Source organism: Planococcus sp. TJ-302 (assembly GCF_058268455.1).
In genome coordinates, this window is the sequence record NZ_JBZDOI010000001.1 from 921,186 (window position 1) to 935,166 (window position 13,981).

At 46.1% G+C, this 13,981-nt stretch carries 10 protein-coding genes; all 10 read right to left on the bottom strand.

Features of this window, described 5'->3' with window-relative positions:
• Window positions 1–41: 41 nt before the first annotated feature.
• Window positions 42–4,355 (bottom strand): PolC-type DNA polymerase III, encoded by a 4,314-nt coding sequence (locus AC4EHB_RS04775; protein WP_490980822.1) that lies wholly within the window; start codon window positions 4,353–4,355, stop codon window positions 42–44.
• 382 nt (window positions 4,356–4,737) lie between these two features.
• A complete protein-coding gene (locus tag AC4EHB_RS04780; RefSeq protein WP_490980823.1) occupies window positions 4,738–6,441 on the bottom strand; it encodes a proline--tRNA ligase in 1,704 nt (567 codons plus the stop codon).
• A 64-nt stretch (window positions 6,442–6,505) separates the two neighbouring features.
• The gene (gene rseP, locus AC4EHB_RS04785; RefSeq protein WP_490974456.1) at window positions 6,506–7,765 is read right to left on the bottom strand and encodes an RIP metalloprotease RseP; all 1,260 of its coding nucleotides are present in this window, start codon (window positions 7,763–7,765) and stop codon (window positions 6,506–6,508) included.
• A 41-nt stretch (window positions 7,766–7,806) separates the two neighbouring features.
• Window positions 7,807–8,952: a 1-deoxy-D-xylulose-5-phosphate reductoisomerase gene (gene dxr, locus AC4EHB_RS04790; protein WP_490980824.1), complete on the bottom strand. Its 1,146-nt coding sequence runs from the start codon at window positions 8,950–8,952 to the stop codon at window positions 7,807–7,809.
• A gap of 16 nt (window positions 8,953–8,968) precedes the next feature.
• Window positions 8,969–9,760 (bottom strand): phosphatidate cytidylyltransferase, encoded by a 792-nt coding sequence (locus AC4EHB_RS04795; protein WP_490974458.1) that lies wholly within the window; start codon window positions 9,758–9,760, stop codon window positions 8,969–8,971.
• Entirely contained in the window at window positions 9,757–10,554 is a 798-nt protein-coding gene (uppS, locus tag AC4EHB_RS04800) for an undecaprenyl pyrophosphate synthase (RefSeq protein ID WP_490974459.1), read from the bottom strand. Before uppS ends, AC4EHB_RS04795 begins: the two co-directional genes overlap by 4 nt.
• A 154-nt stretch (window positions 10,555–10,708) precedes the next feature.
• Window positions 10,709–11,266, bottom strand: a complete 558-nt coding sequence (gene frr, locus AC4EHB_RS04805; RefSeq protein ID WP_416144884.1) for a ribosome recycling factor — start codon at window positions 11,264–11,266, stop codon at window positions 10,709–10,711.
• Window positions 11,266–11,991, bottom strand: a complete 726-nt coding sequence (pyrH, locus tag AC4EHB_RS04810) for a UMP kinase (protein WP_490974460.1) — start codon at window positions 11,989–11,991, stop codon at window positions 11,266–11,268. The genes frr and pyrH overlap by 1 nt, the downstream gene beginning before the upstream one ends.
• Before the next feature lie 79 nt (window positions 11,992–12,070).
• Window positions 12,071–12,955 (bottom strand): translation elongation factor Ts, encoded by an 885-nt coding sequence (gene tsf / locus AC4EHB_RS04815; RefSeq protein ID WP_490974461.1) that lies wholly within the window; start codon window positions 12,953–12,955, stop codon window positions 12,071–12,073.
• A gap of 87 nt (window positions 12,956–13,042) precedes the next feature.
• Window positions 13,043–13,759, bottom strand: coding sequence for a 30S ribosomal protein S2 (rpsB, locus tag AC4EHB_RS04820; protein ID WP_135503835.1), 717 nt, complete (start codon window positions 13,757–13,759; stop codon window positions 13,043–13,045).
• Window positions 13,760–13,981 lie beyond the last annotated feature (222 nt).

Here is a 13,981-nt window from a genome sequence, read left to right on the forward strand (position 1 = left end):
TTACTACAATAATACCATAAAGCCTGTTGCTGTGCAACCTGCTAGAACAGTGACAGCTGATTGGCATCCGGCATTCCTTCTAGGCAACCGTGGTCGTCCATGTATTCGATAATCGTCTTCGAAACGCGTCCACGCTGCTGAAGATCTTCTTTCGACAGGAACGTGCCCAGTTGGCGGGCAGCAACAATCGATTTCGCTGCATTCGTCCCAAGGCCGGGAATTGCATTGAACGGCGGAATCAGGCTGGTGCCTTCGATGATGAACTCATCGGCGGACGATTTATACAAATCGACTTTCTGGAACGTAAAGCCGCGCTCAACCATTTCCAGTGCCAATTCCATGACCGTCATCAAGTTCTTCTCTTTCGTTGATGCTTCGAGTCCTTTGGCATTTATTTCATCCAATTTTGCGCGGATCGACGATGAGCCCTTGGCCATCGCGTTGACATCAAAATCTTCCGCCCGTACGGTGAAATACGCTGCATAGTACAAGATTGGGAAATGGACTTTGAAATAAGCGATCCGGACAGCCATTAATACATAGGCTGCGGCGTGGGCTTTCGGGAACATGTACTTGATCTTTTTGCACGATTCAATGTACCAATTCGGGACGCCTTCTTTTTTCATCGCTTCTTCCATTTCAGGCGTTAGGCCTTTCCCTTTTCGTACAGACTCCATGATTTTAAATGCCAATGAAGATTCAAGGCCCTGGTAAATCAAGTAGACCATGATATCATCCCGGCAGCCGATAACATCTGACAGCTGGCATGTACCATTTTGGATCAGTTCCTGGGCATTGCTCAGCCATACGTCAGTGCCGTGAGACAGTCCGGAAATCTGAACCAGTTCCGAGAACGTCGTCGGCTTTGTTTCTTCAAGCATCTGGCGAACAAAGCGTGTCCCGAATTCGGGGATGCCGTAGGTTCCGGTTTTACAGCCTATCTGTTTTTCAGAGACGCCGAGTGATTCAACGCCGGAAAAGATTTTCATGACTTCCGGATCGTCGGTCGGGATTGTTTTCGGATCGATTCCGGACAAATCCTGCAGCATCCGGATGACCGTCGGATCATCGTGCCCTAGAATATCCAGTTTCAGCAAATTATCATGGATGGAATGGAAGTCGAAATGTGTCGTTTTCCACTCTGAATCCTGGGCGTCCGCCGGGAATTGGATAGGCGAGAAATCGTAGATGTCCATGTAATCGGGTACGACGATGATACCGCCGGGATGCTGCCCCGTGCTTCGTTTGACGCCTGAACAGCCTTGCACCAAACGGTCGATTTCCGCTCCACGAAGCGTCATTTCCCGGTCGTTGGCGTAGCCCCGGACATAGCCGTAAGCGGTTTTCTCGGCAACGGTGCCGATTGTCCCTGCACGGAATACATTGTCTTCGCCGAATAATTCTTTCGTATAATTATGGGCTCTGGATTGGTAATCGCCACTGAAGTTCAAATCGATATCGGGAACTTTATCCCCTTTAAATCCAAGGAAGGTCTCAAACGGAATATCCTGGCCTTCTTTTTGGAACGGTATGTTGCAATCCGGACAATCTTTATCTGGCAAATCAAAACCGGAGCCGACAGAACCATCATCAAAAAACTCGGATGCTTTGCATTTCCGGCAGATGTAATGCGGCGGCAGCGGATTGACTTCTGTTATCTCGGTCAGTGTCGCAACTAGCGACGAACCGACCGATCCCCTCGACCCTACCAAATAACCATCATCCAAAGACCGCTTAACCAGCTTATGGGAGATCAAATAAATGACCGCAAAACCGTGGCCGATGATGGACTTTAGCTCCTTCTCAATGCGGGCTTCGACAATTTCCGGAAGCGTCGGACCGTATATTTGATGGGCCATGGAATAACTCAATTCCCTGACTTCTTCGTCAGCACCCTCGATTTTCGGCGTATACAACTCATCTTTGATCGGTTTCACTGTCTCAATCATATCCGCAACTTTGTTCGAATTCGCCACGACGAGTTCATAAGCTGTTTCTTCGCCTAAAAAGTCGAACGCTTCGAGCATTTCATTGGTGGTGCGGAAATGGACTTTCGGTAATTTATGGCGGTTCAACGGATTCGCTCCGCCTTGTGAACCGATCAATACTTGGCGGAAAATGGCATCCGTTTCATCCAGGTAATGGACATTCCCTGTCGCCACCAATGGAATTTCCAATTTGCGGCTGACTTTCACCAATTTGCGGATCACATCTTCCAAGTTCCATTCGTCGCGGATCAATTCCCTCTCGATCAAATGGGAATAAACTTCTTTTGGATGGACTTCAAGATAATCATAAAACCGAGCCGTTTGTTCAACTTCTTCCATCGACTTTTGCATGACCGCTTCAAAGACCTCTCCTTTGTCGCAGCCCGAGCCGACCAGCAGTCCTTTGCGGTGTCGCTGCAAGAGTGAACGCGGGATGCGAGGCACGCGGTAGAAATAATCGATATGCGAAGAAGAGACCAGCTTGAACAAATTTTTCAAGCCTTCGTCGTTTTGCGCCAGCAGGGTGCAATGCGTCGGCCGAGCGCGTTTATAGGCGTCGTTGCTGCCGACATAATCATTCAGCTGGTCGTGGTAAAGAATGCCCTTTTGGTGCGCTTCTTTCAATAGATGCGTTAAAAGGTAGGACGTCGCCTCGGTATCGTAGATTGCCCGGTGATGCTGGGTCAACTCGATGCCAAATTTCTTCGCCAATGTGTTGAGGCGATGGCTTTTCAGTTCGGGATGAAGCATACGCGCAAGTTCCAGCGTATCGATAGTCGCATGTTTCTTGTCGATGCCGTATTTTTTATAGCAAACGTACAGGAAGCCCATATCAAATGCCGCGTTATGCGCCACCATGATGTGGTCGCCTGCCCATTCATGATATTTGCGGATGACTTCTTCGACTTCCGGCGCGTTTTTCACCATATCGTCGGTAATGCCAGTCAAATCGATCGTAGTCGCGGATAATTCATGGTGCGGATTTGCAAAACTTTCAAACTTATCGATGATGTTGCCGCCTTTGATCTTAACGGCGGCGAGTTCGATGATTGTGTCGTAAACAGCAGACAACCCCGTCGTCTCCAAATCAAAAACGACGAATGTCTCTTCTTCGAGCATGGCATGGCGCTCTTCATATGCGATTGGGACTCCGTCATCGACGAGGTTCGCCTCCAAGCCGAAGATGGCTTTGATGCCATGTTTCTTACTGGCCGCATAGGCATCAGGAAATGATTGAACGCCGGCATGGTCCGTGATGGCGATTGCCGGATGGCCCCACTTCGCCGCCTGAGCGACAAGCGATTCCACTGAGGATACCGCATCCATCGCACTCATTGGCGTATGAAGATGCAGCTCAGACCGTTTATCAGTTGCTGTGTCCAAACGCCTTACAGGATTGATTTCCACCATATCCTGAGCCATCATGACCAAATCACGTACAAACGTATCCGTTTGGATTGAACCGCGCGCTTTCAGCCACATGCCTTTTTGGACATTCGCCATAAGCTCCGCGTCTTCTTTGTCACGCGAGAACATTTTCACCAAAATCGAATCGGTGTAATCGGTAATTTTCACCGTTAACAAGGAACGGCCGCTTCGCAGTTCGCGCACTTCCACATCAAATACAAAGCCTTCAATCGTAATCCGGCGTTCTTCGTCAACGATGGATTTGATCTCGGCAATCGGCTCATCCGGTTTGATATTGACGCCCATTTGGAACGGGCCGGAATGGCCGCCGTTTTCTTTGCGGTCGGTATCGCGTTTTTTCATATCAGCTACCGCTTTCTTGGCCATTTCTTCCTCTTCTGCCAAACGCTCCTGCATAAAGGCTTCATGGGCCTCCTGCGCTTCGTTATTTTCTTCAGACAGTTGGAAGTCCACGGCGAGTCGTGAAAAGCCGAATTGCTGGTATGCCGCAGCGAGTTTGTCGCTGTATTTCGATTTTAACGCCATCATTTCATGCTCACGGCTGCATTTGACCATCAGCTTCTGGCCATTCCATTCCGGTGCTTGTTTGATAAGCTGTTCCCGCAAAGGGGGCGCCATATCGGAAAACTCTTCCACGACGTATTTCCAATATTCCATAACCAAATTTTCGTCGGCCGAAACTGCGCCGCTTTCAATTTGCAACTGGACTGTCGCAATGGAAGAGAAATTCGCGTACAGCCGTTCTTTCAGCAATAAATATAATTTCAAGGGCAAGGTCTGTTTTACTTTGATCATAAAACGCCAAGTCCGTTCTTTTTTATGGACTGTCATCCGAGTCAGTTCAGCTTCTTCGAAAAAAGGCATATGTACATCGTCTGTTAAATCGAGATGCTGAAGAAGCAGATTGAAACGCATCTTTGGATCTTGCTGATTTGTCATAACTATCCCCTTTGTAACAGTATTATAAAATATATAAGTGGAACTTAAATTTTATAAGTTTCGATATTCCGCAAAACAGCTGCGCTTGCCGCGGGCGAGCGCCAAGCCTCCTCGGTCGCTTCGCTCCCTGCGGGGTCTCGGCTGTCTCGCTTTCCCGCAGGCGTCTCCGCTGTTTTGCTCCATATCGAGAGATATCTTAGCGGAGGCGCGTCAAAGGGCTAGGCGAAGCTATGAGCCGAGTGTTCTTCTCGGCTCATAGCGAGAGCCATGCCCAAAGCGACCGGAGCGGCACATAAAGTTTATATTCTTTAGTTCAACTTATATAGAAAAAATAAAGGAAAGTACAAGTTGTACTTTCCTCCAATCATATCAGATTTTCCGGTTATTTCTTAAAGAATTGCTGTAGATGGTCAAGCAATTCTTCACGTTTCCACTCAAAAGTCTCTCCGGTGCGGCGATATTTCACTTCAAGAATGCCTTCAGAAGCCTTTTTGCCGACCGTAATGCGCACAGGCAATCCGATCAAATCCGCATCCGCGAATTTAACGCCTACCCGCTCAATGCGGTCATCAAGAAGAACTTCATAGCGGTACGATTTCAATAACTTGTAAAGGTCTTCGCCCAACTCGCGCTGAGTTTCATCTTTCATATTAACCGGTACAATATGAATTTCATAAGGTGCAATCACATCCGGCCAAGTAAAACCGTTGTCGTCTTGGAATTGTTCAGCCACTGCAGCCATTACCCGGGAAACGCCGATGCCGTAGCATCCCATAATATAAGGCATTGCACGACCCTGGTCGTTCAAGAATGTCGCTTTCATTGGCTCGCTATAGGTTGTGCCCAACTTGAAGATGTGGCCGACTTCAATGCCTTTCGCGAATTTGATAATACCTTCACCGTCCGGCGAAGCGTCTCCTTCTTGGATAAAACGCAAGTCAGCAAACGTGTCGACCGAGAAATCTTTCTCAGGTGTCGCGTTGATAAAATGGAAGCCGGCTTCGTTCGCGCCAGTTACGCCATTGACAATTGATTTGACGCCATGGTCTGCATAAACGCGGATCGGCGATTTCAGTTTCACCGGACCAAGGGATCCGATTTCACAGCCCAATTGCTCCAACACTTCTTCAGGAGAAGCCATTTCCACTATTTTTGCGCCCGTTGCGTGCTTCACTTTGACGTCATTGATTTCGTGATCGCCGCGGGATAACACAATAACGAAATCTTCATCCGCTTTGAATACCAAAGTCTTAATGCATTGCTCTGGAGATTTATTCAAATATTCGGCTACCTCGGCAATTGTCTTTTGGTTTGGCGTCGCCACTTTTTCGATTTCTTTTTCGGCTTCGCCTGAAGCCGGATACTCGACATTCACTGCCGCCATTTCAATATTGGCTGCATAGTTTGAGAGATCAGAATATGCGATTGTGTCTTCCCCAATATCAGACAATACCATAAATTCGTGGTTGTCTTTACCGCCGATGGCCCCTGAATCCGCGATAACCGCCCGGAAATTCAAGCCTAATCGCTTAAAGATGTTCGTGTAAGCCTGCATCATGTCGTTATAAGTGTCATCTAGGCTTTCAGGCGTTGCGTGGAACGAATAAGCATCTTTCATCAGGAATTCACGGCCACGCAGCAAGCCGAAGCGTGGGCGCTTTTCGTCCCGGAATTTCGATTGAATCTGGAATAAATTCAACGGCAATTTCTTATAAGATTTGATTTCGTCACGCAAAAGGCTCGTGATGACTTCTTCATGCGTTGCGCCAAGTGCGAAAGCACGGTTGTTGCGGTCCGTCAGCCTCATTAGCTCGTCGCCATACGAATACCAGCGGCCAGTTTCCATCCAAAGTTCTGCTTGCTGCAAGGCAGGAAGGAATACTTCCACACTGTTGACAGCTTCCATTTCTTCACGGATGACATTCTCCACTTTTTGCAATGTGCGTTTGCCTAATGGCAAGAACGAATAAATTCCGCTCGTGTTTTGACGGATGAATCCTGCGCGCAATAGGAGCTGATGGGACTTTACGTCCGCATCAGCCGGTGTTTCTCTAAGTGTCGGGATAAAAGTTGCTGTTTGTTTCATTCCAAAATACACCTCAACTGACTGATTAATTTTTGTCTCTTTCTATATAGGAAAAGCTGCTCTCTTAAAAGAAGAACTTCTGGATATCGTTCCACGTGACTACAATCATCAGCAGCATCAGCAGCATGATTCCGACAAAATGGACCATGCCCTCTTTTTGCCGGTCGACAGGTTTGCCGCGCAGCGCTTCAAGAATGAAGAACATAAGGCGCCCGCCGTCCAATGCCGGAAGCGGCAGTAAATTCATGATCCCTAAGTTGATGCTGAGCATACCAGCCCAGCTCATCAGTGTAAAGATTCCGTATTTCGCAACTTCCTCAGTTGTTTTATAAATACCTACCGGACCGGACAATGCGTCAATTGTAAATTGGCCCGTAACCAGCATGCCCAGCAAGCGGAAGATTTCTTTGAACCAGAACACGGTCTGTTCTGCACCATAAACGAACGATCCGAAAAAGTCCTTTTCCATCGGGCTTTGGTAAAGCACACCAATGACTCCGACTTTTTCCGGAGATTCTTCTGATACTTCAGGAGTAATGGTGAAGTCCAAAGTTTCGCCGCCGCGCTCCACTTCAAATGGAAGCGCATTGCCGGCATTGCCCTGGACTATTGCAACCAATTCATCCCAGGTCGCAATTGAAGTTCCGTCAATTTCAGTAACCAAGTCCCCATTTTGCATACCGGCTTCAGATGCCGGACTGTCTTCTGCAACTTCTGTGATGACAGGCTCGAATGTTGGAACCCCTTGCATCATGCCCAAAGCCGTAAAGATGAAGAAAGCCAAGATGAAATTGAAGAGAGGCCCAGCCAAGATGGTCAAGAAGCGATTGCCGACACTTTTCGAATCGAATTGGCGATCATACGGTGCCAAAATGGTTTCTTTACCGTTTTCTTCAATTACAGCATCACGGGCGACGCCGATCCGGACAAATTGTTCGTCCTCATCGTAGCCCTTGATGTAAAGCTCGCGGTCCAGATCCGCTTCTTCCACTTCCAGAAACAGTATTTCCGGATGCATGGTTTTTTGGTTCATAATGATTTTTGTTGCAAGTCCTTCTTTATTCAGTAAAACACCAATACGATGGCCGGCTTGAATATGAATGGCATCCATTTCTTCGCCCGCCATGCGCACATATCCGCCAATTGGCAGGAGCCGCAGCGTATACAGTGTTTCGCCTTTAGTGATGCCTAAAATTTTCGGCCCCATTCCGATTGCGAATTCACGGACCAGAATTCCGGCTCTTTTCGCAAAGAGAAAATGCCCAAGTTCATGGAAAAATACTAAAGCACCAAAAATTATGACAAACGCTAATACTGTTTCCATTTAAACCCATCCTTATTAACCATACTCGGTTTTGTCTTAAGTTATTTTAGCATGTTTTTAACGGATTTTCTTGTTTGAGCGTCTGCATAAAGGATCGTCTCAAGATCCGGGCTTTGCACCGTGTCGTGGCTATGCATCGCACGTTCGATCATTTCTTCTATGTGCAGGAATTTGATTTCTCCGGCTAAGAACATGGCAACGGCCTGCTCATTAGCGGCATTAAAAACGGTCGTCATCGTGCCGCCCGTTCTGCCCGCATCAAATGCTAGCTGAAGCGCATGGAAACGTTCGTAATCCATGTCCTGAAAATGCAATTTGCCGATTTCCGCCAGATTAAGCCTTTTGGCATTCGGCCTTGGCAGCCTGTCAGGATATGTCAGCGCATATTGGATCGGAACCCTCATGTCAGGTGTCCCCAATTGGGCCATGACACTCGTATCTTGAAATTCCACCATTGAATGGATGATGCTTTCCCGGTGCAGCAAGACATCAATGTCGTCATAGCCAAAGCCGAAAAGTACATGCGCTTCAATCACTTCCAAGCCTTTATTGACCATAGTTGCAGAATCGATGGTTATTTTTGCTCCCATCGACCAGTTTGGATGAGCCAATGCTTCTTTAACAGTCACGTTTTCAAGTTCCGAACGCGCCAAGTCTCGGAAACTGCCGCCGGAAGCCGTTAATATCAAGCGGCTTGCCTGTTCAAGCTTTTCTCCGTTCAGCGCTTGGAAGAGCGCCGAGTGTTCGCTATCAACTGGCAAAATCATTGCGCCGTAGCGTTTCGCGCTTTCCATGACAAGATGCCCTGCGGTAACCAGTGTTTCTTTGTTCGCTATTGCAATGGTGCGGCCAAGCTTAATGGCTTCTAAAGTCGGCTCTAGCCCCACGCTGCCAATTACGGCATTCACTAAAATATCCGCATCGTATGTAGCGGTCTCAATTAAGCCCTTGCTTCCGGAAACGAACGACACTGCCGGGAATTCTGCTCTTAGTGCTGCTGCGTCTTCTTCGTTTTGTACACAAACGATTTCCGGATGGAACTCTTGGACCAATTCTTTTGTTGATGTTATGTTTTTGCCTGCTGAAAAGCCGGCCAGCCTAAATTCGGTATGATGTTCACGGATGATATCCGCCGTCTGCACACCGATCGAACCGGTTGCCCCCAGCAAAACTATTTTTTTGGTCATTCAGATGCTCCTTCTCCTAGATGAAATGTAGAAAATGCAATAACGGCATTACAAAAAGAATGCTGTCAAAACGGTCTAAAATGCCGCCATGCCCCGGTAGGATGTTGCCGGAATCCTTGACATTGAAATGTCTTTTCAACGCAGATTCAACCAGGTCACCCATCTGTCCAAAAACAGAAGCGATTATAGTCACGATGATGATGATCAGAATCGATTTATCAAGATCCACAAAATAATTCAAGATTAAAGCAATGCCAATGGCCCAAACAATGCCTCCGACAAACCCTTCAATGGTTTTATTCGGTGAGATTTCTGGCCATAATTTGCGCTTGCCTATTTTTCGACCCGTAAAATAAGCACCTGAGTCGGTAAACCACACGACCAATAATGCGTAAACGACAAAATCCAGGCCTGCAGCACGTGTTTCAATCATGTAAAAGAATCCGACGCCAATATAAAGTGTACCTAAAATAGCAAATGCAGCATCGTCGAATGTAAAGCTGTTTTTAACGACCACCGTATGGATCAATAGTAAGATTACAGCCATAAATGCAAACTCAACTTTTTCATAACCCGTTGTTTCAAATACCCATTGCGCCCATGCATCCGGCATCATGAACGCGTATAGCGCGATCAAAGAAATCAAGCCGGGTATGCTGAGCAGGCTTCTGCCCTTCATGTTCAATAATTCCTGCAGTCCCACCGTTGCAAGGCCGTACAGTACTATGGTCAGCGGCGTGCCTCCATAAATAACGAAGGGAATAAAGAGAGCTGCAGCAATGATTCCAGTGATGATACGCTGTTTCAATTCGCTTCTTCCCCTTTCAATCCTCCGAACCTGCGATTGCGTTTCTGGTAGTTCTCAATCGCTTCGAGCAATGATTCTTCTCCGAAATCCGGCCATAAAGTTTCTGTGAACCAAAATTCGGTATAAGCCAATTGCCAGAGCATGAAATTGCTTAAACGGACTTCTCCGCTCGTGCGGATCAACAAATCCGGTTCCGGCATGTCACACGACATCAGCCCTGTAGTGATGTGTTCTTCTGTAATTTCCGAGACATCCAATGTTCCGGCCGCCACTTGGGTTGCAATATTTTTCACAGCATCGACAATTTCAGCTCGGCTGCCATAATTCAAGGCGAAGTTCAAGACAAGCCCTGTATTGTCCTTTGTTGCTTCTTTTGCTTTTCTTACCGCTTCAATTGTATGGGCAGGCAGGTTGTGGTGATACCCCATCATTTCCACCCTAACGTTTTCTTCAATCAATTCCGGCAGAAACACAGATAAAAATTCTTCTGGAAGGCGCATCAAAAAATCCACTTCCATTTTTGGCCTTTTCCAATTTTCAGTGGAAAAAGCATATAAGGTTAAATAGCTGACGCCCAATTCGTTGGCCAGCTTCGTAATTTTTCTGACCGTCTTCATGCCTTCGTGATGCCCCGCCACTCTTGGCAGCGAACGCTTCTTAGCCCATCGGCCATTGCCGTCCATGATAATGGCTATATGTTCCGGCACCTTTTGCGCCGCAGCAGCATATACTCGTTCATCATTTTCAATTGCAGTTTCTGTATCGGTCATTCTCTTTAATAATTTATTGAACATTTTTATTCCTCCACCTATTACAAATCGGCATGTCTAATGCTTATCATATCAAAAAAAATAACGTTGTGCGCTTTCTTTCGCGCCATTGCCATATTTTTGGCATGAAAAAAAGCGTTCTGTTAAACAGAACGCTTTTCCTCGTGGAAAGTTCGATTTATACTTCCATGATTTCTTTTTCTTTGTCTTTTGCAACTTCGTCGATTTTCACGATAAATGAATCCGTCAACTTTTGCACTTCATCAGAATAGCTGCGCAAATCGTCTTCCGTGATTTCACTTTTCTTCTCAAGCTTTTTCAAATCGTCATTTGCGTCACGGCGAATGTTACGTATGCCAACTTTAGCTTCTTCTGCTTCTTTTTTCACTTGTTTCACAAGATCTTTGCGGCGTTCTTCTGTCAACGCTGGAATCGCAAGGCGGATGACAATGCCGTCATTGGAGGGGCTTAAGCCCAAATCCGATTTCATGATTGCTTTTTCGATATCGCCAAGAATCGTCTTATCATACGGCTGAATTACAATAAGGCGTGCTTCTGGAACAGCGACACCTGCTACTTGGTTGATCGGAGTTGGGGCACCATAATAATCCACCGTCAATTTGTTAAGGATTGACGGATTTGCACGTCCTGCACGAATTGAAGCAAGTTCACGAGAAAAGGCTTGAATTGCATTGTCCATTTTTGTCTTCGCGTCTTTTATCACTGATTTTGGCATTATAAGGTTCTCCTCACTACTGTCCCGATTTTTTCACCGAGAACAGCTCGTTTTATGTTTCCATTTTCCATAATAGAGAATACTACGAGTGGAATATCATTGTCCATGCAAAGTGTGGAAGCAGTCGAATCCATCACTTGCAGCCCTTGCTGGATTACATCGAAATATGAAAGCTCTTCATACTTAACTGCAGTTGAATCAGTTTTAGGATCCGCTGAGTAAACTCCATCCACATTGTTTTTAGCCATTAAAATGACATCGGCCTCTATTTCGGCAGCGCGAAGTGCAGCTGTCGTGTCTGTAGAGAAGTATGGGTTGCCTGTACCGGCCGCAAAAATGACGACGCGTTTCTTTTCCAAATGGCGGATCGCTCTTCTGCGGATGTAAGGTTCTGCAACCTGGCGCATTTCAATAGAAGAAAGGACTCTTGTTTCGACATCTTGCTTTTCTAAGGAATCCTGCAATGCCAAGGAATTCATGACAGTTGCAAGCATGCCCATATAATCAGCAGTTGCGCGGTCCATTCCCATTTCCGAGCCGACCTTGCCTCTCCAAATATTTCCGCCGCCTACGACTACAGCAACTTCCACACCCAGTTCGACAACTTCTTTTACTTGGGCAGCAACCGATTTGATGATTTCAGGAGATAATCCGAATCCTTTTTCTCCAGCCATCGCTTCTCCACTAAGTTTTAGTACAATGCGTTTATATTGTTGAACACTCATCGGTACCCTCCGTTACACTTTTATTGAAAAATAGGGAACACATTCAGTGTTCCCCAAGTCTATCCTATGATAATAAAGATTATTTTTTGTTTACTTGGCTCATAACTTCATCAGCAAAGTTGTCTTCGCGTTTTTCGATGCCTTCGCCGACTTCGTAGCGGATGAATTCTTTTACAGATCCGCCTGTAGAAGCTGCAAAGTCACGTACTTTTTGGTCAGAGTTCTTAACGAACGCTTGATCCAAAAGGCAAACGTCTTCGAAGTATTTACCAAGGCGGCCTTCTACCATTTTAGCAACAATATTTTCAGGCTTGCCTTCGTTAAGTGCTTGTTCAGTCAAGACTTTGCGCTCGTGTTCCACTTCGTCAGCAGAAACTTCGTCGCGTGAAACGTATTTCGGGTTCAAAGCTGCAATGTGCATAGCGATATCGCGAGCAGCATCACCGTTTGTAGAGTTTTCAAGAACAACTAGTACTGAAATGCGTCCGCCCATGTGCAGGTAAGGACCGAAAGAGTCAGCATCAGTTTTTGTGCGGATTTCGAAGCGGCGCAAAGTGATTTTTTCACCGATTTTAGCGATTGCGTTCGAAATGTGGTCAGCCACAGTAAGGCCGTTTGACATTGTAGAAGCAGTAGCTTCTTCAATAGTTGCAGGCTTTGTATCGATCAAATGCTCGCCCAATTCTTTTACAAGTGTTTGGAAGCCTTCGTTTTTAGCAACGAAATCAGTTTCCGCGTTCACTTCGTAGATTACAGCTTCATTGCCTTTGACAAGAATGTTTGTAATCCCTTCAGCAGCAATGCGGTCCGCTTTTTTAGAAGCGCTTGATAGGCCTTTTTCACGCAAGAAGTCGATAGCCGCGTCGATGTCGCCATCAGTTTGAACTAATGCTTTTTTGCAATCCATCATACCTGCGCCCGTTTTTTCACGCAATTCTTTTACCATTTGTGCTGTAACTGCCATGATTAAATTCCTCCTTAAAATAAGAACATTTTCTCAAAAAAAGGTGATAAGTGGGTTTCGCCGCTTATCACCTGTAATACTTGTGAATTACTCAGCAGCTTCAGCTGGAGTTTCTTCTTCAACTTCTGGTTTTGATTCAAGCAAAGCATCTGCCATTTTACCAGTCAAAAGCTTAACTGCGCGGATTGCGTCATCGTTTGCAGGAATAACGTAATCGATTTCATCCGGATCACAGTTAGTATCAACGATACCAACGATTGGAATGTTCAATTTCATTGCTTCTGCAACAGCGATGCGTTCTTTGCGTGGGTCAACTACGAACATTACGTCCGGTAGTGAACTCATATCACGGATTCCGCCAAGGAATTTAACAAGGCGTTCGTGTTGTTTTTTCAATTGTACTACTTCTTTTTTAGGAAGCACTTCAAAAGTACCGTCTTCTTCCATACGCTCGATTTGTTTCAAGCGGTTGACACGCTTCTGGATTGTACCGAAGTTAGTCAATGTACCACCCAACCAGCGTTGGTTGATGTAGTAGTTGCCAGAACGTTCAGCTTCTTCTTTGATAGCGTCTTGTGCTTGTTTTTTCGTTCCAACGAATAGTACTTTACCGCCTTCTTCGCCCACTTGTTTCATGAAGCTATAAGCCTCTTCCAATTTGCGGACTGTTTTTTGAAGATCGATAATGTAGATACCGTTACGCTCAACGAAAATATATTTTTTCATTTTCGGGTTCCAACGGCGAGTCTGGTGGCCAAAGTGTACACCAGCTTCAAGCAATTGTTTCATAGAAATTACTGACATGTGTGTTTCCTCCTGATAGGTTATTTTTTCCCTCCGCATTTTTCTTCTCTGAACCGTTACTTTTTCAAGCACCTGCGGCTCAAATCGAAATGCGTGTGTATTTAACACCATTTGAAATTATAGCATGCCCGTCTGCTTGCCGCAAGGAGTTTCTCGCACAAATATCCCCGGTCTCCCGATTTCAGTGAGAGCCTGAATCTAAAAGACGGACCGCCTCTAGCT